19 protein-coding genes are annotated in these 20,458 nt (G+C 62.2%); 13 read left to right on the top strand and 6 right to left on the bottom strand.

Annotation, left to right across the window (positions count from 1 at the left end):
• The first annotated feature begins 152 nt into the window (after positions 1-152).
• A complete protein-coding gene (locus LIY36_RS10165) occupies positions 153-863 on the top strand; it encodes a PqiC family protein (RefSeq protein ID WP_192298259.1) in 711 nt (236 codons plus the stop codon).
• Positions 864-1,070: 207 nt separating this feature from the next.
• Here the strand turns inward: LIY36_RS10165 and LIY36_RS10170 are convergent, their stop codons facing one another.
• Entirely contained in the window at positions 1,071-2,576 is a 1,506-nt protein-coding gene (locus LIY36_RS10170) for an AhpA/YtjB family protein (protein ID WP_192298258.1), read from the bottom strand.
• A 133-nt stretch (positions 2,577-2,709) separates the two neighbouring features.
• Here LIY36_RS10170 and serB point away from each other — a divergent pair, with 133 nt between their 5' ends.
• Entirely contained in the window at positions 2,710-3,924 is a 1,215-nt protein-coding gene (gene serB / locus LIY36_RS10175) for a phosphoserine phosphatase SerB (RefSeq protein WP_226455595.1), read from the top strand.
• 123 nt (positions 3,925-4,047) lie between these two features.
• Here serB and asd read toward each other — a convergent pair whose 3' ends face one another.
• The 3 genes from asd to LIY36_RS10190 are packed head-to-tail and all read right to left on the bottom strand — an operon-like array spanning position 4,048 to position 7,333.
• Positions 4,048-4,908 (bottom strand): archaetidylserine decarboxylase, encoded by an 861-nt coding sequence (gene asd / locus LIY36_RS10180; protein WP_226455596.1) that lies wholly within the window; start codon positions 4,906-4,908, stop codon positions 4,048-4,050.
• A 16-nt stretch (positions 4,909-4,924) separates the two neighbouring features.
• Positions 4,925-5,740 (bottom strand): rhodanese-like domain-containing protein, encoded by an 816-nt coding sequence (locus tag LIY36_RS10185; RefSeq protein ID WP_226455597.1) that lies wholly within the window; start codon positions 5,738-5,740, stop codon positions 4,925-4,927.
• A gap of 57 nt (positions 5,741-5,797) precedes the next feature.
• Positions 5,798-7,333, bottom strand: coding sequence for an HDOD domain-containing protein (locus LIY36_RS10190; RefSeq protein WP_192298255.1), 1,536 nt, complete (start codon positions 7,331-7,333; stop codon positions 5,798-5,800).
• Positions 7,334-7,500: 167 nt separating this feature from the next.
• Here LIY36_RS10190 and motA point away from each other — a divergent pair, with 167 nt between their 5' ends.
• Positions 7,501-8,352, top strand: coding sequence for a flagellar motor stator protein MotA (motA, locus tag LIY36_RS10195; protein ID WP_122308461.1), 852 nt, complete (start codon positions 7,501-7,503; stop codon positions 8,350-8,352).
• A gap of 3 nt (positions 8,353-8,355) precedes the next feature.
• A complete protein-coding gene (gene motB, locus LIY36_RS10200) occupies positions 8,356-9,372 on the top strand; it encodes a flagellar motor protein MotB (protein WP_226455598.1) in 1,017 nt (338 codons plus the stop codon).
• A gap of 125 nt (positions 9,373-9,497) precedes the next feature.
• Here the strand turns inward: motB and rsgA are convergent, their stop codons facing one another.
• The gene (gene rsgA / locus LIY36_RS10205) at positions 9,498-10,529 is read right to left on the bottom strand and encodes a small ribosomal subunit biogenesis GTPase RsgA (RefSeq protein WP_192298253.1); all 1,032 of its coding nucleotides are present in this window, start codon (positions 10,527-10,529) and stop codon (positions 9,498-9,500) included.
• A 108-nt stretch (positions 10,530-10,637) separates the two neighbouring features.
• Between rsgA and orn the strand changes: the two genes are divergently transcribed.
• Positions 10,638-11,180 carry an oligoribonuclease gene (gene orn / locus LIY36_RS10210; RefSeq protein WP_003171343.1) on the top strand — a complete coding sequence of 181 codons (543 nt, stop codon included), beginning with the start codon at positions 10,638-10,640 and terminating at the stop codon, positions 11,178-11,180.
• Positions 11,181-11,362: 182 nt separating this feature from the next.
• A complete protein-coding gene (locus LIY36_RS10215) occupies positions 11,363-11,980 on the top strand; it encodes a trimeric intracellular cation channel family protein (protein WP_172681530.1) in 618 nt (205 codons plus the stop codon).
• On the opposite strand, the gene queG is transcribed toward LIY36_RS10215, so the two are convergent.
• Positions 11,977-13,044: a tRNA epoxyqueuosine(34) reductase QueG gene (gene queG, locus LIY36_RS10220; RefSeq protein WP_226455599.1), complete on the bottom strand. Its 1,068-nt coding sequence runs from the start codon at positions 13,042-13,044 to the stop codon at positions 11,977-11,979. The genes LIY36_RS10215 and queG overlap by 4 nt on opposite strands.
• Positions 13,045-13,107: 63 nt before the next feature.
• Here queG and LIY36_RS10225 point away from each other — a divergent pair, with 63 nt between their 5' ends.
• From LIY36_RS10225 to hflX, 7 genes are all read left to right on the top strand, one after another.
• Entirely contained in the window at positions 13,108-13,968 is an 861-nt protein-coding gene (locus LIY36_RS10225; RefSeq protein WP_226455600.1) for an NAD(P)H-hydrate dehydratase, read from the top strand.
• Positions 13,956-14,426, top strand: a complete 471-nt coding sequence (gene tsaE, locus LIY36_RS10230) for a tRNA (adenosine(37)-N6)-threonylcarbamoyltransferase complex ATPase subunit type 1 TsaE (protein WP_226455601.1) — start codon at positions 13,956-13,958, stop codon at positions 14,424-14,426. The genes LIY36_RS10225 and tsaE overlap by 13 nt, the downstream gene beginning before the upstream one ends.
• A gap of 15 nt (positions 14,427-14,441) precedes the next feature.
• Positions 14,442-15,863, top strand: coding sequence for an N-acetylmuramoyl-L-alanine amidase (locus LIY36_RS10235; protein ID WP_192300278.1), 1,422 nt, complete (start codon positions 14,442-14,444; stop codon positions 15,861-15,863).
• Complete coding sequence (gene mutL, locus LIY36_RS10240; RefSeq protein ID WP_442962212.1) at positions 15,863-17,776, top strand: DNA mismatch repair endonuclease MutL; 1,914 nt, start codon at positions 15,863-15,865, stop codon at positions 17,774-17,776. Before LIY36_RS10235 ends, mutL begins: the two co-directional genes overlap by 1 nt.
• On the top strand, positions 17,776-18,747 hold the full coding sequence (gene miaA, locus LIY36_RS10245; RefSeq protein ID WP_226455602.1) for a tRNA (adenosine(37)-N6)-dimethylallyltransferase MiaA: 972 nt from the start codon (positions 17,776-17,778) through the stop codon (positions 18,745-18,747). Before mutL ends, miaA begins: the two co-directional genes overlap by 1 nt.
• Positions 18,748-18,842: 95 nt before the next feature.
• The gene (gene hfq, locus LIY36_RS10250) at positions 18,843-19,103 is read left to right on the top strand and encodes an RNA chaperone Hfq (RefSeq protein ID WP_176997135.1); all 261 of its coding nucleotides are present in this window, start codon (positions 18,843-18,845) and stop codon (positions 19,101-19,103) included.
• Positions 19,104-19,115: 12 nt separating this feature from the next.
• Entirely contained in the window at positions 19,116-20,417 is a 1,302-nt protein-coding gene (gene hflX / locus LIY36_RS10255) for a ribosome rescue GTPase HflX (RefSeq protein WP_017734959.1), read from the top strand.
• The last annotated feature ends 41 nt before the right edge of the window (positions 20,418-20,458 follow it).

Below are 20,458 nucleotides of genomic sequence, written 5' to 3' on the forward strand. Positions count from 1 at the left end.
CGATTTAACGCGTAGATCGACGCTTTGGCGCTGGAGTCATAGCGCATATTCACGGATGATATGGCCTTTCCAGCGCCGGCGTGGCCGCGCGTGTTTAGGGTATTTTTAGTATTAGTTGTGGTTAGCCTTGTGGCAGCCACCTGGATGGGATGATGACCGCTCCACGCGTGCCTTTATTTTTGATGCTCGCTGGCCTTTTGGGGCTGGCGGGTTGCAGCACACACCAGCCGGTGTCGCTGTACCAGCTGGACAGCGGAAGTCCGGCGCAGCCCGCCCAGGCTGCCGGTATGGCCGTTTTGCTCGGCCCTGTGGTCGTGGCTGACTACCTGCAACGCGAAACCCTGCTGCAACGTCAGAACGACGGCAGCCTGCAAGGTTCCATCGATGGTCGTTGGGCGGGCAGTTTGTCGTCCGACATCAACCAGCTGATGCTGCGCCAGGTGGCGGGTCACCTGGACAGCCAGCGCGTGGTGCTGTCGCCGGCACCGACGGGCTTCAGCCCGGATGTACAGGTGTTGTTGACCATCACGCGCCTTGACTCCGGCAAGTCGCAGCCAGCGATCCTCGATGCGCAGTGGCGCTTGATCGACCGTCGTGGCCAAGTGCGTGACAGCCGCATCGTGCACTTGCAGGAAGAACATGCCGGCACCACTGCGTCCCAGGTCCAGGCCCAGGGCGTGTTGTTGCAGCATTTGGCCGAGCAGTTGTCGGTGGCCCTCAAGCCATTGGCCAACCAACCGCCGATTGCCGAGGCGCCGCGCAAACAGGCGCCGGTGCAGGCGGCCAAGCCGGCAGAACCGCAGAAGCCAAAGATGCCGATGGCAACGCCGATCCGTACGGATATGGAAGTGTTCAGGTTCTGAGCTGAATCACCGACACAAAAAAAGGCCCGCTGATTCAGCGGGCCTTTTTTATGCACTATTTGGGTAGCGCTGAAGATCACCTGTGGGAGCGGGCTTGCTCGCGAATGCGGTGATTCAGTCATTGATGTATCGACTGACACTCCGCATTCGCGAGCAAGCCCGCTCCCACAACACAAGCCCACTCCACAGTGGATGTTGCAGTGTTGCTTAGGGCTTGCGGGTCTCGTGCATCCGGGCCAACTGGCGCTCCAGCATCGACGGATACGGCTCCATCAACCGCTCTACACAGCTCGCGCCTTCAGGGCTGGCAATCGGGCGGATACGTGCGCGCTGGCGGATCAGCGTGTCTTCGCTGATCTTGCGCTCCACCAGCAGCAGGTTGCGGCTGTGCTGCGACAAGGCCAGGGCGTCCTGGGCGATTTCGGTGAGCAGCAGGTCGATCTGGCTCATGCCGAACAGATCATCACCCACCGTCAGGCCCAGTTGCAGTTGCAAGGTGATGCCGCTGTCCGCCACTTCGATCTGCAAGGCATGGCCCAGGGCGCGCAGCAACTCGCCGCAGCAGATGGCGTTGGTCAGGTAGTCTTCGCCGCTGTCTTCGCTATGGAACAGCATCAGCGTGCTGCCGTCGTTCAGGGTATGCAGTTCGCTCTGGTACAGCGACGCGGCCTGGTCGAGGCAGTCGCGGTAGCGTTCCAGCAGTTCCGTCAGGCGGGTGCGGGGCAGGCGGCGCAGTTGATCCTGGGAGCCCAGTTGCACAGCCAGCACCGCACTGTGCTGGGGTTCGGCGTTTTTGACCGGGGCAGGCTTCGGCGCGATGGCCGGGCTGTCGGACGCCGTGTCGCGCAGGTCGGCGAACGGGTCTTCGTCGTCCAGTTCGTCTTCTTCGGCCCGGATCGCCTTGCGGGTGGCAGGCTTGAGGCCGGCGACCGGTGCGCTTTCGGCAAAGCCTGGCTCGCCCACGTCGAACTCGGGCTCGTCGTCGTATTCCGGCTCGGGCTCAGGTTCGCGCACGACCGGCTCTGGGGCGAAGCTGGCATGCAGTTGGCGGGCAAGGTCACCGATTTCATCCTGGCGGTCGGTGGCCGGGGTGTGTTCGTCGATGTCCCGCAGCCAGATGCGCAGTTGCATCAGAGGCGTTGAGATATGCCGACCCAGGCGCAGGCTCAGGGCCAACGCCAGGGCCAGCAGGATCGCGCTGAGGATGCCCATGCTTTGCAGGCTGATGGTCATTGGCTGCTGGAATTGCTGCATGTCCAGGCTGATGCGCAATTGGCCGGCCTTCACGTCCTGGAACGTGATGTTGCTCTGGTACAAGCCTTCGGCCTCACCCAGCAGGCCATTCTTCGGGCGCTGCCCGGCTTCGGCCATGATCCGGTTGTCCACGCTGTAGATGGCGGCGTGGGCCACCAGCGGGTTCTTGGTCAGGTTGTTGAGCAGCACGTTGAGGCTGAGGATGTCGTTGGACACCAAAAGCTCAGTCGCCGAGGTGGCGGTTTGCGTGGTCAGGCTCTCGCCCAGGGCGTCGGCTTGCTCGTGCATGGCCTGCTTGAACTGCAAACCCATCACGCAGGCGTAGATCACCAGGGCCAGGGCGACCAGGATCACGTTATGGCTGGCGATGCGTAATGCGATCGGTACACGGCGATGGCGCAGTGCCCGGAAGATCAGCAGGAAGAAGTTGTCGGTTTTTACTGGCGTGGGCCGGTTCACTTGCGCTCGGCTCTTGGTCCGTGAAGTTGACGCGCAGTATAGCGACAGGCCCCAGAGCGTCAAAGCGCTGGCTGTGCCCGATGGTCACTGAAAGTGGGTAGAATGCGGTTTTTTTCCAGCCTGGGGGTGCGCCTTGCGCGAAATTGTCCTGATTAACATCACTGGTGAAGATCGCCCGGGTCTCACCGCCGCCATTACCGGTGTTCTGGCCCAGGGTGGTGTGAACATTCTCGACATCGGCCAGGCGGTGATCCACGACACGTTGTCATTCGGCATCCTGGTTGAGATCCCGAGCACTGAACAGGCGTCTTCGGTACTCAAGGACATCCTGTTTACCGCGTACAAGCTCGATCAACAGGTGCGTTTCACCCCAGTGTCGGAAGAGGACTACCAGCACTGGGTCGCCGGCCAGGGCAAGAAGCGCCATATCGTCACCCTGCTGACCCGCAAGGTCACGGCCGAGCAACTGCAGCGCGTCAGCTCGATCACGGCGCAGTATGGCTTGAATATCGACCATATCGACCGTCTGTCGGGGCGCATGCCATTGGACACCCCGGCCGACAAAGGCAAGGGCTGCATCGAATTCTCCGTGCGCGGTGAGCCGGCCGACCCGCAAGCCCTGCGCGCCGAGTTCCTCAGCGTGGCCCAGGAGCTGAATGTCGACATCGCCTTCCAGGAAGACTCGCTGTTCCGCCGTAACCGCCGCCTGGCGGTGTTCGACATGGACTCGACGCTGATCGAAGCCGAAGTCATCGACGAACTGGCCAAGGCGGCCGGCGTGGGTGAGCAGGTCTCCGAGATCACTGAGCGCGCCATGGCCGGGGAGCTGGACTTCCGCTCCAGCTTCAAGGAGCGCCTGGCGCTGCTCAAGGGCCTGGACGTGAGCGTGCTGGACTCCATCGGTGCCTCGTTGCGCCTGACGGAAGGTGCCGAAACCCTGTTCGCCGAACTCAAGCGCCTGGGCTACAAGACCGCGATCCTGTCCGGCGGCTTCACCTATTTCGCCAAGCAGTTGCAGGCCAAGTTGGGCATCGACTATGTATTCGCCAACGAGCTGGAAGTGGTGGATGGCAAGGTGACTGGCGTGGCGGTCGAGCCGATTGTCGACGCACAGCGCAAGGCGGACTTGCTGAAGGAATTGGCCCATAAGGAAGGTTTGCGTCTGGAGCAGACCATTGCGGTCGGCGACGGTGCAAATGACTTGCCGATGCTGGCGATTGCCGGGTTGGGTGTGGCGTTCCGGGCGAAGCCGTTGGTGAAACAGTCGGCGAAGCAGGCGATTTCGACGTTGGGGTTGGATGGGGTGTTGTATCTGCTGGGTTTCCGCGACCGCGACGGTCAGCTGTAGTCACTGAAGAAACACAGTAAAAAATGTGGGAGCTGGCTTGCCTGCGATAGCATCACCTCGGTATCACTGATGCACCGAGGTGCCTGCATCGCAGGCAAACCAGCTCCCACATTGGGTTCTGCGTTAGGCTTTCGGCAGTGCCATGCCCTGGCCCATCCGCACCGGGGTGCCGGCTGCCAGTTCTTCAGCCCACTTCACCTGATCCGGCCCGAACAGCACGATCGCCGTCGAACCCAGTTTGAAGCGGCCCAGCTCGGCACCTTTCTCCAGATGAATCGGCGCACGTGCGGCTTCGTCATAGCGGAAGGTTTTCAACTCGCGCTTGGGCGGTGTCACCAAGCCAGCCCACACGGTTTCAATCGACGCGACGATCATCGCGCCCACCAATACCACCGCCATCGGGCCGCGTTCGGTGTCGAAAATGCAGGCAACGCGTTCGTTACGGGCGAACAGCTCCGGTACGTTTTCGGCGGTGGTCTGGTTGACCGAGAAGATACGCCCCGGGATATAGATCATCTCGCGCAGGGTGCCGGCCAGCGGCATGTGCACGCGGTGGTAGTCCTTCGGCGACAGATAGACCGTCGCGAAGTCGCCGCCCATGAACGGTGCCGCCACGGCGGAATCACCCCCCAGCAACTCCAGCACGCTGAAGCTGTGGCCCTTGGCCTGGAACACACGACCATGCTCGATCGGGCCCAACTGGCTGACGGCGCCATCGGCCGGGCTGAGTACCGCGCCTGGGGTTTGATCCAGCGGGCGCGCGCCGTCTTTCAGGGCGCGGGTGAAGAAGGCGTTGAAGTGCTCATAGGCGGTCACGTCTTCTACCAGGGCTTGGGACATGTCCACTTGATAGCGCTTGGCGAACCAGCTGGTGAACGCGTTCTTGAACCAGCGCACGCGGCACTCGGCAATGCAGCCGGCCAAGCGCGAGAGCAAGTGGTGCGGCAGCAAGTACTGGCTGAGGATAAACAACTGCTTTTTCATTTACTGTCCTTAAACCTTAAATCTCAACGGGGGTGTCGGGGTGGTTGCCCCATTCGCCCCAGGAACCGGCATAACCTTTGACTCGCGGATAACCGAGCGCCTTGGCCACCAGATAGGTGAAGCCAGAGCGGTGGTGAGTCTGGCAGTGGGTGATGATTTCTTTGTCGCGGGTCAGCCCGAGGTTTTCGAGGATCTGCGGCATGTCGCGGCGGATGCGCAGGTTGCGCGCAGGGTCCATGCCGGCGGTCCATTCGAAGTTCACGGCGCCGGGGATGTGCCCACCTTTGGCGGCGAGGACTTTCTCGCCGGAATACTCCAGCGGGCCGCGCGCATCCCAGATGCCCAGGTCGGCAGCGCCGAGGCGGCTTTGCAGGTATTCGCGGGTGGCGGTGGGGCCGTCGTGCAGCGTCAGGCTGACCGGGCCGCCGACGGGTGCGGGCACTTGGGTGGAGACGGGGTGTTGGCCTTCCAGCCAGGCCAGCAGGCCGCCGTCGAGGTAGTGATACTTCTGGTGGCCGATCACGTCGAGCATCCAGATGAAGCGGCCGGCCCAGCCACCGCCTTCGTCGTCGTAGACCACGTAGGTCGCGTCCGGGGTGTGACCCAGTTCGCCGAAGAGTTTTTCCAGGTCTGCCTTGTTGGGCAGCAACCCCGGTGCAGGCGCCTGGCCCAGTTGGGTGCGCTTGGGGTCAACGAAATGCGCGCCGGGGATATGCCCCTGGGCGTAGCGGGCGGCACTGGTGAGGTCCACCAGTATCAGGTGTTCGGCATCGAGGCGACCTTGCAGGTCGCTGGATTCGATCACCAGCGGCAAGCCAGAGAAGTCAGGCATGTGAGGTCTCCTGGGCACAAATGTTGGCGATAAAGGACCGCGATTGTAGCGCAAGCATCAGGCGCTGCGGTTGGTAAAGCAGTGCAGGGCTTTCTCGATGCATTGGGCGGTTTTGCCGAAGGCTTGCACGGTGGTTTCCGAGAACGGCCCGCCGCCCTGGTCGGCCACCATCAGCATCACCACCTTGCCGTTGCAGCTCAGGGAGCGCAGCAGCAGGTGCTCGCCGTTGAACAGGCGACGCAGGATCGGCGGCAACAAGGCCGAGAACTGCGCGTGGTTGTCCGGGTTGAGGCGCACCTGGGCGGATTTTTCCAGCAGGCGCTGCAGTAACGTGCTGTTGGTCACATCAAGACTCAGGTTGGCGGCGTCCTTTGGCAGGCCGTCGGCCTGGTGCACACGCAAGGTGCTTTGGGCGCGGTCGGTCATCAGCAGCATGACCCGTTGCATGCCGCTGGCCACCAGTGCCTCTTTGGCGCAGGTGGTCAGGTGCATGGCGTTGGCGAAGCGGCTCGGTTCCACCAGCAACTCGGTGCAGCGGCTGCGCCACAGGGCCAGTGCTTCGGCGGTGGGCGGTGGTGCCGGCAGCAGGCCGCGATGGATTTTTTGCACATGCCACGGCCAGATCAGCGACAGCGCCGGGTGCCAGAGGTCGGGCATCAAGGTGCTGCGGGCGCTGGTCACGGCTTGCTGGTGCACCTGTTGCTGCACATCGCCCAGCGGCTGTTGCAGGTACAGGGCGGTGAGGTATTGCCAGCGCTCGGTGTGCGGGCAAGTCCAGGATTCCTGGGCCGACATCGCCAGGCCGTTGGCCAGCAGCACAGTGTTGGCCGGCTGGTTCAGCCAGCGTCGCAGGTTGGGTTCGGCGTCGAGCAATTGCTGGTGGCGCAGCGCGTCGTCCTCGCGGGCGATGCGCAGGGCCTTGACCAGCAAGCGCTGCTCTTTGAGCAGCAGGTTGTAGCCCTGGGACACCCAGATCGGCAGGTGCCAGGTTTCGGTCAAGCCCAGGCACAGGTCGAGCAGGCGCACGCCGAACAGTTCCTGTTCGACCTGGCGCGCGGACTGGCCTTTGTGGATCACCCGCAGCTCCCATTCTTCAAGGAGCTTGGGGTAGGCGACGGCCATCGGCCACAGCGGCGACAGGAACAACAGGCTGCCCCAGTGGATGTCCTGCCACAACCGCGCCAGGCGGCTGGCGAACAAGCCGTTGGCCTGCTGCGAGGCGTGCTGGCTGACCAGCAACAGTTGGCGCAAGGCCACCGGGATTTCCTGGGCCGGCACCGACGGCAGGCGCGCCAGTAGCTCTTCGGCGCGCTTGAGGCCGAGGCGGTTGAGCGCCACTTCGAGGTTTTCCGCCGGTTCGGTGAAGCTGCCATGGGTATGGCTGTTGGCCTCGCGAATCACGCTGAGCACCAGCGCCGGGCTGTTTTGCATCAGCTCGGCAATATCGCGCAACGAACTGCGATTATCGCGGATGGCTTTGCACACGCGCTCGTGACTGGCCTGGGGGACGGGCAGCAGCACATCGTCCAGGCGCTTGATCCAAGCGGCGAGAGAATTGGGTTTTGCAGTTGGGACTGTCGTTTCATTAGCCATGATTGGGGCGCGATCATCACTTGCGGTCAACACGCCCGGAGCGGGCCGAACTGGCTTTTCGCCTTAACGGGCTATAGTCTGGCGCAGTTTTGCCGATAAGTAGAACAAGAGTTTTTCAGTTCCACCAAATATGTCCATGAACCCGACGGCGCAAGTACTCATCCCCTATGGCTAAAATTATCGGCATCATCGTCGTCTTCGCAAGCGTGCTCGGTGGGTACGTCCTGTCCCACGGTAAAATTGCCGCGCTGATCCAACCCTTCGAGGTGATGATTATCGGTGGCGCCGCACTGGGCGCATTCCTGCAGGCGAACCCCGGCTACATGACCATGCACGTGGTCAAGAAATCCCTGGCGATGTTCGGTTCGCGCTTTACCCACACCTTCTATCTTGAAGTGCTGGGCCTGGTGTATGAGATCCTCAACAAGAGCCGCCGCGAAGGCATGATGGCCATCGAGGCCGACATCGAAGACGCTGCCGCCAGCCCGATTTTCGCCAAGTACCCGGCGGTGCTCAAAGACGAGCGCATGACCGCCTACATCTGCGATTACCTGCGCATCATGTCCTCCGGCAACATGGCCCCCCATGAGCTGGAAGGCTTGTTCGACATGGAGTTGTTCAGCCTCAAGGAAGAACTGGAGCATCCGTCCCACGCCGTGACCGGCATCGCCGACGGCATGCCCGGCTTCGGTATCGTTGCGGCGGTACTCGGTATCGTGGTGACCATGGCTTCCCTGGGCGAAGGCGACCAGGCGGCCATCGGCATGCACGTAGGTGCGGCGCTGGTGGGTACGTTCTTCGGTATCCTCGCGGCCTACGGCTTCTTCGGCCCGCTGGCCACGTCCCTGGCCCACGATGCCAAGGAAGAAATCAACCTGTACGAATCGATCAAGGCCAGCCTGGTAGCGTCCGCTTCCGGCATGCCGCCATCGCTGGCGGTGGAGTTCGGTCGTAAAGTGTTGTACCCGAAACATCGCCCAAGCTTCGCCGAGCTGGAACAAGCGGTTCGCGGTCGCTAAGCCATGGAAAACAACCAGCCGATAATCATCAAGCGCGTCAAGCGCTTCGCTGCGGGGCACCATGGCGGTGCCTGGAAAATCGCCTTCGCCGACTTTGCCACGGCGATGATGGCGTTCTTCCTGGTACTGTGGCTGATGTCCACCGCCACGCCGGAACAGAAGATCGCCATCGCCGGTTACTTCAAGGACCCGATCGGCTTCTCGGAAAGCGGCACGCCTTTCGTGATCGACCTGGGCGGCTCGCCGCAGTTGGCGCCGGAGCGCACCATCAACCCGGAGGTCAAGACCGAAGCGCCGCAGGAACATATCCCGATCGAGCGCGACACCGTCGAAGCCGTGGCCGAGCAGGTCGAGCAGGAACGCCTGGAACTGTTGCTGCAAGAGTTGCAGACCAAGGTCGAGGAGAACCCACAACTGCTGAAGTTCAAGGATCAGATCTCGTTTGAGATCACCCCGGACGGCCTGCGCATCCAGATCACCGACGCGGCCAACCGGCCGATGTTCGACTCCGGCAGCGCGCGCCTGAAGCCTTACTTCGAAGACATCCTGCTGGCCATGGCCGACACCATCAAGGCGGTGCCGAACAAGATCAGTATCAGCGGCCACACCGACGCCAAGCCGTACGCGGGCCAAGGCGACTTCGGCAACTGGGAACTCTCCGCCAACCGCGCCAACGCCGCCCGCCGCGCGCTGGTGGCCGGCAGCTACCCGGACCCGCAAGTGGCGCGCGTGGTGGGCTTTGCCTCCTCGCAGCTGTTTGATCCCAAAGACCCGTTCAATCCGATCAACCGGCGGATCGACATCGTCGTGCTGACCAAAAAGGCCCAGCGTGCGATTGAAGGTGATCAACCCAAACCGGCGCCGACCTCAGGTGCGGGCTCGCCCGGTGAAGTACCGACCGACCCGAACGCCATCCCGCCAGGGCAGGAGCCGTTGCCGGCCCATGAGCTGCGGCAGAAGCTGAACCTGTTTGACGATGGTGGGGTGAAAGATCCTACGGTGCCTAAAGCTGGTTCTTAAGCTGCACACGCAAAAAGGCCGCGATGATCGCGGCCTTTTTGTTCCTGCCCTGTGGCGCAGCTTTCTGTGGTGCGCAGCAGTCACCGACTTTTTAGGGGTGCTGCGCACCCCAGCGCAAGCAAGGGTCAGTAACTGCTTTCAGGAAGACTCGCAATAATCGACCGATAGCTGTTCATCCGCTGCTGTTGCACGCGTCCATCTTCCAGCGCCTTGAGCAACGCACAGCCCGGCTCGCGGTCGTGTTTGCAATCGCGGAAGCGGCAAGTGCCGATGAGGTCGTTGAACTCGATGAAGCCCGCTTCCACATCGCTGCGGCTGACGTGGCCGAGGCCGAATTCGCGGATACCCGGGGAGTCGATCAGTTCGCCGCCGCCGGGGAAGTGGAACAACCGCGCGGTGGTGGTGGTGTGGGTGCCCTGCCCGGACAGTTCCGACAACGGGCCTACACGGGTTTCGACTTCCGGCAGCAGGCTGTTGACCAGCGAGGATTTACCCACGCCCGATTGGCCGACAAACACGCTGATGCGCCCATCCAACTGCTGTTGCAGTTGCTCCATGCCGTTGCCGTGGTGCGCCGACACTTCCAGCACCGGGTAACCCAGGGTGCGGTAGACCGCCAGCAGCGCATTGAGCGCCGGGGCGTTCTGCTCGTCGATCAGGTCGAATTTGTTCAGCAGCAGCAGCGGGCGGATGCCGGCGTGCTCGGCTGCCACCAGGTAGCGGTCGATCAGGTTGGCGTGGGGCTCGGGCAGCGGCGCAAACACGATCACGATCATGTCGACGTTGGCCGCCACCGGCTTGAGCTGGCCGCGACTGTCCGGGCGGCGCAGTTCAGTGGTGCGCGGCAACTGGGCGACGATCACGCCGATGCCCTGGTTGCCGGCACGCCATACCACCTTGTCGCCGGTGACCAGCGCAGGCAGGTTGGCGCGCAGGTGGCAACGGAACACCTGGCCTGTGAGTTCGCCTTCCAGCGCCTCGACTTCGACCTGCACACCAAAGTGCGCGATCACCAGGCCCGTTTGCTCGGGGCCCAGGTCGCCGCCCTCGAGCGCTTCCACGGCGGAGGATTCACGTTTGGCGGCGCGAGCAGCGCGTTCACCTTGAATCTTTTCGATGCGCCAGTTTTGGCGACGATTGAGCTGGCGTTTGGCCATTGGTGTTCCGTGTCGATAATGCAAAGGTTGGGTAAAACGGTCGCGAGTCTAGCACGGCCCCGCCTGCTAAACTGCGCAGCTACGCCAAGGTGCCAAGAGAATAGAGCCATGCAAAACCCACAGAACCTGATTTGGATCGATCTGGAAATGACCGGTCTGAACCCCGACACCGACGTCATCATCGAGATGGCCACCATTGTCACCGACAGCAACCTCAATACCCTGGCCGAAGGTCCGGTGATCGCTATCCATCACAGCGACGCCGTGCTGGCCACCATGGACGAATGGAACACCCGCACCCACGGCAACTCCGGCCTGACCCAGCGCGTGCGCGACAGCCGCATCAGCATGGCCGAAGCCGAAGCCGAGACCATCGCGTTCCTGGAAAAGTGGGTGCCCAAGGGCAAGTCGCCGATCTGCGGCAATAGCATCTGCCAGGACCGCCGCTTCCTCTATACCCACATGAAGGGGCTGGAGAGCTACTTCCACTACCGCAACCTGGATGTGTCTACCTTGAAAGAGCTGGCCGCGCGTTGGGCGCCGGAAGTCAAAGACAGCTTCCATAAAGGCAGCACCCATCTGGCGCTGGATGATATTCGCGAGTCGATCGCCGAGTTGCAGCATTACCGCAAGCATTTCATCAAGGCTTGAGCCAACCCCTGCGATGAGCGCCTATCTCTTTCTGTCGTGAGCGGGCTTGCCCCGCACTGGGGCACGAAGCGCCCCCAATGCAGCCAACATACTCGTCCAAGCAGGTATCATTGCCTGCTTTGGGGCCGCTGCGCGCCCCAGCGCGGGGCAAGCCCGCTCACTACAACACCGCAAGGATCGCCATCATGTTGTTGATGCTCTACCTCATCGCCATCACCGCCGAAGCCATGACTGGCGCCCTGTCCGCCGGGCGGCGCGGTATGGACTGGTTTGGTGTGGTGTTGATCGCCTGCGTGACGGCGCTGGGCGGCGGTTCGGTACGTGACGTGCTGCTGGGGCATTACCCGCTGACCTGGGTCAAACACCCGGAATACCTGGTGCTGACCTCGGTGGCGGCGCTGGTGACGATCTTTATCGCGCCGTTGATGCGCCATCTGCGCTCGCTGTTCCTGGCGCTGGATGCCGTGGGGCTGGTGGCGTTCACCTTGATCGGTTGCATGACCGCCCTGGAAATGGGGCATGGCATGCTGGTGGCGTCGGTCAGTGGCGTGATCACCGGCGTGTTCGGCGGCATCCTGCGGGACATTTTCTGCAACGACATCCCGCTGATCTTTCGGCGTGAGCTGTACGCCAGCGTGTCGTTCCTCGCCGCCTGGTTCTACCTGCTGTGTCTGTATCTGGAGCTGCCCAGCGAACAGGCGATTCTGCTGACTTTGTTCAGTGGCTTTCTCTTACGCCTGCTGGCGATCCGTTTTCACTGGGAAATGCCCAAGTTCGTCTATAACGACGACGTCCACTAGCCGCGCGTGGCGTGCTGCTTCAGCGCCCATTCCACATGCTCGCGCACCAGCTCTGAGGGGTAGTCCCGCCGTGCCTTCAAGGCTTCCAGCACGGGGATGCTCGATGGCGCATTGCCCAGGCCCACCGCCAGGTTGCGCAACCAGCGCTCGTACCCGGCGCGACGCAGGGGTGAACCTTCGGTGCTGCTGAGGAATTTGTCCTCGTCCCACATAAACAGCTCGGCTAACTCGGCATTGTCCAGGTTGTGGCGAGGCTTGAAATCGCTTTCGCCGGTGGCGCGGGCGAAACGATTCCACGGGCATACGATCTGACAGTCATCGCAGCCAAATACCCGGTTGCCGATCAACGGTCGCAAGTCTTCCGGGATTGCGTTCTTCAGTTCGATGGTCAGATAGGAAATGCAGCGCCGGGCATCCAGCACATAGGGGCCGACGAAGGCATTGGTGGGGCAGATGTCCAGGCACGCCGTGCAACGCCCGCAGTGTTCGGTGCCATGGGGCTCGTCCACCGGCAGCGGCAGGTCGACAAACAGCTCGCTGAGGAAGAAGTAACTGCCGGCCTTGCGATTGAGCACCAGGGTGTTCTTGCCGATCCAGCCCAGGCCGGCCTGTTCGGCGATGGCTTTTTCCAGCACCGGCGCGCTGTCGACGAAGGCGCGGAAGCCGAACGGCCCGATCTGCGCCTGGATGCGGTCGGCCAGTTGTTGCACGCGCTTGCGGATCAGCTTGTGGTAGTCGCGGCCGAGGGCGTAGCGCGAGATGTAGGCTTTTTCCGGCTTGGCCAGTAGTTGCGCCATTTGGGTGTCGCCAGGCAGGTAGTCCATGCGCAGCGAGACCACGCGCAGCGTGCCGGGCACCAGTTCATCGGGATGGGAGCGTTTGCTGCCGTGGGCGCCCATGTAGTCCATCTCGCCGTGGTAGCCGGCGTCGAGCCAGCGTTGCAGGTGCTGTTCATGCTCGGCGAGGTCCAGGCCGCTGATGCCGACTTGTTGAAAGCCCAGTTCGCGACCCCAGTCTTTGATCGATTGGGCGAGGGCGGGCAGATCGGAGGTAATCGCGGGCATGAGACAGGGGAAACCACAGGTTAGATGCGTATAATTCTGCCAGACATCGGAGCCCGAAGACGCATGCCGCAGACAAAACACTCAATTAACGACGTTCAGCCCCTGTTGCCTGGCGATTTACCGCAACTGGCTGCGCGTTCCCCGGACTCCCACAAAGGCCGGTTCGGCCACCTGCTGGTGATTGGCGGTGACCGTGGCTTGGGCGGTGCTGCGCTGCTCAGCGCGGAAAGTGCCTTGCGCAGTGGCGCGGGCCTGGTCTCCCTGGCGACGCGCCCGGAGCACGTGCCTGCCGCCTTGGCCCGTTTGCCGGAAGTAATGACGGTCGGCGTGAGCTCGGCTAACCAGTTGATGGGCTTGCTGGAGAAAGTTTCGGTCATCGTGGTTGGTCCAGGCCTTGGCGATGCCGCCTGGGGCAAAAGCCTGTTGTCCGTCGCCGCCAATGCGCAACAGCCACAGGTCTGGGACGCCGACGCCTTGAACCAACTGGCCACGGGCAGCGTCAACTTGCCGGCCAACAGTGTCATCACCCCGCATCCGGGTGAGGCTGCGCGGTTGTTGGGCCTGTCGACAGCCGAGGTTCAGGCTGATCGTCTTAAGGTGGCGCGCGCGTTGAGCCGGAAATTCAATGCAGTGGCTATTCTCAAGGGGGCTGGCAGTTTGATTGCCAGCCCGGATGGACGTGTTTCGCGTTGTGACCAAGGCCATCCGGCAATGGCCACGGCAGGCTTGGGTGATGTATTGGCCGGCCTCGTCGGAGCATTGCTGGCCCAGGGCATGCCAGCCTATGACGCCAGCTGCCTGGCTGTGTGGTTGCACGCCACGGCGGGGGATCGCCAGGGCAGCTTTGGTCGCGGCCTGGCGGCCAGTGACCTGATACCTGCCATTCGTCAATTGCTGGAGGAACAGTCACCGTGTCTGAAGTAATCCTATTCCTGGCCGATGAAGACGCCATGGTCGCGTTCGGTCAGCGCATCGCGCAGGTCACGGCCGGTGCGGGGCTGATCTTTCTCGAGGGCGACCTGGGGGCGGGCAAGACCACGTTGTCCCGGGGAATCATTCGCGGCTTGGGGCATGCGGGCGCGGTAAAAAGTCCGACGTTCACCTTGGTGGAGCCTTACGAGATTGGTGCGATACGTGCCTTTCACTTCGACCTCTACCGTTTGGTCGACCCCGAGGAGCTGGAGTACATGGGGATCCGGGATTACTTCGATGAGGATGCGTTGTGCCTGATCGAGTGGCCAGATAAAGGAACAGGCTTTTTGCCAAAGCCGGACCTGACCATTACCATTACGCCGCATGAAACAGGGCGTCAGTTGAAGTTGTTGCCCCAGAGCGCGCGCGGCCAGTCGTGGTGCGCCGCTTTGGCATTGGAATTCAAATAATTGGTGGGGTTAGGTATGCGCTTTCGCGCGTTGGTTGCTGTCGTAGGGGTGTTGCTTGCGGCAATGACTGTCAATGTTCTGGCTGCTTCACAGGTGAAAAGTGTGCGCCTGTGGCGAGCGCCGGATAACACGCGACTGGTGTTCGACCTGTCTGGCCCGGTCCAGCACAGCGTCTTTACCTTGTCGGCGCCGGATCGCCTGGTGATCGACATCAACGGTGCGACCCTGGCTGCGCCGCTGAAAGTCTCCACCGCCAACACCCCGATTACGTCCATGCGTTCGGCCCAGCGCACGCCGACTGACTTGCGTGTGGTCATCGACCTGAAAAAGGCCGTGACCCCGAAGAGCTTTGTGCTGGCGCCCAACGCCCAGTACGGCAACCGGCTGGTGGTCGACCTGTTCGACAACGCCGCCGACGCCAACCCGCCACCGGCACCTACCCCGAGCGTGGCGACCGTGCCCGCCGTACCGGTCAGCCCGGCGCAACCGCAGGTCAAGTTGCCACCGTTGCCACCGGCCCCGGCGGGCAAGCGCGACATTATCGTGGTGATCGACGCCGGTCACGGTGGCGAAGACCCGGGTGCCTCGGGTTCCCGTGGGCAGCATGAAAAAGACGTGGTACTGGCCATCGCCCGCGAACTGCAGCGTCAAGTCAATGCCATGAAAGGCTACCGCGCCGAGCTGACGCGTACTGGCGACTACTTCATCCCGTTGCGCGGGCGTACCGAGATCGCGCGCAAGAAAGGCGCCGACCTGTTCGTCTCGATCCACGCCGACGCCGCGCCGTCCACTGCCGCATTCGGTGCTTCGGTGTTTGCCTTGTCGGATCGCGGCGCCACGTCCGAGACCGCCCGTTGGCTGGCCGACAGCGAAAACCGTTCCGACTTGATCGGTGGGGCCGGCAACGTGTCCCTCGATGACAAGGACAAAATGCTCGCTGGCGTGTTGCTCGACCTGTCGATGACCGCCTCGCTCACCTCCAGCCTGAACGTCGGCCAGAAAGTCCTGAGCAATATCGGCCGGGTCACGTCGCTGCACAAACAACGCGTGGAGCAGGCCGGGTTCATGGTGCTGAAGTCGCCGGACATCCCGTCGATCCTGGTGGAAACCGGGTTTATCTCCAACGCCAACGAAGCCTCGAAGCTGGCCAGCGCCAGTCACCAGCAGGCCTTGGCGCGTTCGATCAGTGCCGGTATTCGTCAGTTTTTCCAGCAGAATCCTCCGCCGGGCACCTATATCGCCTGGCTGCGCGACTCCGGCAAAATCGCCCAGGGCCCGCGTGACCATCGCGTGCAGCCGGGCGACACCCTGGCCATGCTGGCCGTGCGTTTCCAGGTCTCGGCCGCGACGTTGCGCAGCGCCAATAGCCTGAAGACCGATGAATTGAAAGTCGGCCAGGTGTTGACCATCCCTGGCACCGAATTGGCGGCACAGTAATGAGTGAATCAGCGTTGAACAATGGCTCGCGTATCGAGCTGCTCAGCCCGCGCCTGGCCAACCAGATTGCCGCCGGTGAGGTGGTTGAACGCCCGGCATCGGTGATCAAGGAGCTGCTGGAAAACAGCATCGACTCCGGCGCCAAGCGCATCGACGTGGACGTGGAGCAGGGCGGCGTCAAACTGCTGCGGGTGCGGGATGACGGCAGCGGCATCTCCTCCGATGACCTGCCGCTGGCCCTGGCCCGTCACGCCACCAGCAAGATCCGCGACCTGGAAGACCTTGAGCGGGTGATGAGCCTGGGCTTCCGGGGTGAGGCGCTGGCGTCCATCAGCTCCGTGGCGCGCCTGACCCTGACCTCGCGCACCCGCGCCGCCGAACAGGCCTGGCAAGTGGAAACCGAAGGTCGCGACATGGCGCCCCAGGTCCAGCCGGCGGCGCACCCGGTGGGCACTTCGGTGGAAGTGCGCGACCTGTTCTTCAATACCCCGGCGCGGCGCAAATTCCTCAAGGCCGAGAAAACCGAATTCGATCACCTGCAAGAAGTCATCAAGCGCCTGGCCCTGGCGCGGTTCGACGTGGCGTTTCACCTGCGCCACAACGGCAAGACCATCCTCAGCCTGCACGAGGCCCATGACGAGGCAGCGCGTGCGCGCCGTGTCTCGGCGATCTGTGGTGCGGGCTTTTTGGAGCAGGCGCTGCCGATTGAAATCGAACGTAACGGTTTGCGCCTGTGGGGCTGGGTCGGTTTGCCGACCTTTTCCCGCAGCCAGGCGGACTTGCAGTACTTCTTTGTGAACGGTCGCGCCGTGCGCGACAAACTGGTGGCCCACGCGGTGCGCCAGGCCTACCGCGATGTGCTGTTCAACGGGCGGCATCCGACGTTTGTGCTGTTTTTTGAGGTCGACCCGTCGGTGGTGGATGTCAACGTGCACCCGACCAAGCACGAAGTACGTTTCCGTGATGGGCGCATGGTGCACGACTTCCTTTATGGCACTTTGCACCGCACCTTGGGCGATGTACGTCCGGATGATCAGCTGTCCGCGCCGATCGTGACCGCGGTGGTACGCCCGAGCGGTCCGCAGGCCGGTGAGTTCGGGCCCCAGGGCGAAATGAGCCTGGCGGGCAACCTGCTGCAATCGACGCCGCCACAGCCGTCCTTTGCTGCACCGGGTTCCGGCGCAGGTGCCGGCTACCAGTATCAATACACTCCGCGTCCGCAATCGGCAGTGCCGGTAGCCGAAGCGCAGGCGGCGTATCGCGAGTTTTTCGCGCCGCTGCCGGGCGCCGAGCCCGGTGCCGTGGCTCTGCCGGAAGGTGGCGGTGATATTCCGCCGTTGGGTTACGCGTTGGCGCAGCTCAAGGGCATCTATATCCTTGCGGAAAACGCCCACGGCCTGGTGCTGGTGGACATGCACGCCGCCCACGAGCGGATCATGTACGAGCGCCTCAAGATCGCCATGGCCAGCGAGGGTCTCAGCGGCCAGCCGCTGCTGGTGCCGGAATCCCTGGCGGTCAGCCAGCGCGAAGCCGACTGTGCCGAAGAGCATGCCGGGGTGTTCCAGAAGCTCGGCTTTGAGTTGCAGCGCCTGGGCCCGGAAACCCTGGCCATCCGCCAGATTCCCGCGCTGCTCAAGCAGGCCGAAGCCAACCGCCTGGTCGCCGACGTGCTTGCCGACCTGATGGAATACGGCACCAGCGACCGCGTCCAGGCGCATATCAACGAACTGCTCGGCACCATGGCCTGCCACGGTGCGATCCGCGCCAACCGCCGCCTGGCGCTGCCGGAAATGAACGGCCTGCTGCGTGACATGGAAAACACCGAGCGCAGCGGGCAGTGCAACCATGGCCGACCGACCTGGACCCAGATGGGCCTGGACGATCTGGACAAACTGTTCTTGCGCGGTCGCTGATGAGTGCCCTGCCCCCCGCGATCTTCCTGATGGGCCCCACGGCTGCCGGCAAGACTGACCTGGCCATCGAGCTGACCAAGGTGCTGCCGTGCGAGCTGATCAGCGTCGACTCTGCCCTGGTTTACCGGGACATGGACATCGGCACGGCTAAACCCTCCAAAGAGCTGCTGGCGCAGTATCCGCACAAGCTGATCGACATCATTGACCCGTCCGAGAGCTATTCGGCGGCGAATTTCCGTACCGATGCCCTGGCCGCCATGGCCGAGATCACCGCGCGCGGCAATATTCCCCTGCTGGTCGGGGGCACGATGCTCTACTACAAGGCTTTGCAGGAAGGCCTGGCGCAGATGCCACCGGCCGATCCCCAGGTGCGCGCCGAGCTGGAAGAAGAGGCTGCACGCCTTGGGTGGCAAGCCTTGCACGACCAGTTGGCGGCTGTGGACCCGGTGTCCGCCGCGCGTATTCACCCCAATGATCCCCAACGGCTCAGTCGCGCCCTGGAAGTCTGGCGTGTCAGCGGCCAGACCATGACCTGGCATCGGCAGCGACAATCTGCGCAAAGTGCTGATGCAGGCGCATCTGGACAGTCACAATTGCCCTATACTGTGGCGAATCTGGCCATCGCTCCGGCAAATCGCCAGGTGCTGCATGAACGAATAGCACAAAGATTCACAATTATGTTGGAACAGGGGTTTATAGACGAGGTCGTAGCACTGCGTTCCAGAGGTGACCTGCATCCAGGGTTGCCTTCGATACGTGCTGTAGGCTACCGCCAAGTCTGGGATCATCTGGATGGCAAGCTGACGTCAGCCGAAATGCAGGAGCGCGGCATCATCGCCACGCGCCAATTGGCGAAACGCCAGTTCACCTGGTTGCGCAGCTGGAGCGATTTGCACTGGCTGGACAGCCTGGACAGCGACAATCTGTCACGCGCCTTGAAATACTTGGGAACGGTCTCCATATTGAGCTGAGTCCTTGCAATTGCCGTCTATCCTTGGGGGTGTGACGGCCATGAGTTATCTATTTTCCGATTTTTTTATTATTGATCCTTAAAGGAGTGCGGCACATGTCAAAAGGGCATTCGCTACAAGACCCTTACTTGAATACTTTACGTAAAGAGAAAGTGGGGGTTTCCATCTACCTGGTGAACGGTATCAAGCTGCAAGGCACTATCGAATCGTTCGACCAGTTCGTCATCCTGCTGAAAAACACCGTCAGCCAGATGGTTTACAAGCACGCTATCTCTACAGTGGTTCCAGTTCGTCCAATCCGTCTGCCTAGTGCAACCGGTGATGACGCAGCTGACGCTGAGCCAGGTAACGCCTGATAGGAGTCTCCTTTGTTCTTTGAGCGCCACGGTGGTGGTGAGCGGGTAATCCTCGTTCACTTGGATGGACAGGACCCTGAGGCGCGCGAAGATCCGCAGGAGTTTCAGGAGTTGGCAAATTCGGCCGGCGCCGAGACCGTTGCGTTTTTTAACGTGCCGCGTCATCGGCCAACCGCCAAATTCCTGATTGGCAGCGGCAAGGTCGAGGAACTGCGCGACCTGGTCCACGCCGAAGAAGCCGATCTGGTGATCTTCAATCACGTCCTCACGCCCAGTCAGGAACGCAATCTCGAACGTGTCTTCGAGTGTCGCGTGATCGACCGTACCGGCCTGATTCTCGATATTTTCGCCCAACGCGCCCGTACCCATGAAGGCAAGCTCCAGGTTGAACTGGCCCAGCTTGACCACATGAGCACGCGCCTGGTTCGCGGCTGGACTCACCTTGAACGTCAGGGTGGCGGTATCGGCATGCGTGGCCCGGGGGAGACCCAACTGGAAACCGACCGGCGTCTGCTGCGGGTGCGCCTGCGCCAGATCAAGGGCCGGCTGGAAAAAGTGCGCAGCCAGCGTGAGCAATCGCGCCGTGGGCGTTCGCGTGCGGACATACCTACCGTGTCCCTGGTGGGCTACACAAACGCCGGCAAGTCCACGCTGTTCAACAACGTGACCAAATCCGACGTGTACGCGGCCGACCAACTGTTCGCCACTCTCGACCCGACCTTGCGCCGTCTGGATCTCGACGACCTGGGGCCGATTGTCCTGGCGGACACCGTGGGCTTCATTCGTCACTTGCCCCACAAGCTGGTCGAGGCATTTCGGTCTACGCTCGAAGAGTCGAGCAATTCCGATTTGCTGTTGCACGTGATCGATGCGGCCGAACCGGATCGCATGTTGCAGATCGAGCAGGTGATGCTGGTATTGGGCGAGATTGGCGCCCAGGACTTGCCGATCCTCGAGGTCTATAACAAACTCGATTTGCTTGAAGGCGTTGAGCCACAGATCCAGCGCGATGAGAACGGCAAGCCCCAGCGGGTATGGCTGTCGGCGCGCGACGGCAGTGGCCTGGAGCTGCTTGAACAAGCCATTGCCGAATTGCTCGGCAGCGATTTGTTCGTCGGCACCTTGCGCTTGCCCCAGCGTTTTGCTCGACTGCGTGCACAGTTTTTCGAGTTGGGCGCAGTACAGAAAGAAGAATACGACGAAGAAGGTGTCAGCTTGCTGGCTGTTCGATTGCCGCGCACGGAGCTTAATCGGCTGGTCAGTCGTGAAGGCGTAGTACCGACAGAGTTCATCGAACAACACACTTTGCAATAAAAGCCTCCGAAAGCGGTTGTGCCGCAGTAGCAGGCATTCTG

The organism is Pseudomonas sp. AF03-9 (genome assembly GCF_020515815.1).
In the GTDB taxonomy this organism is placed as follows: Bacteria; Pseudomonadota; Gammaproteobacteria; order Pseudomonadales; family Pseudomonadaceae; genus Aquipseudomonas.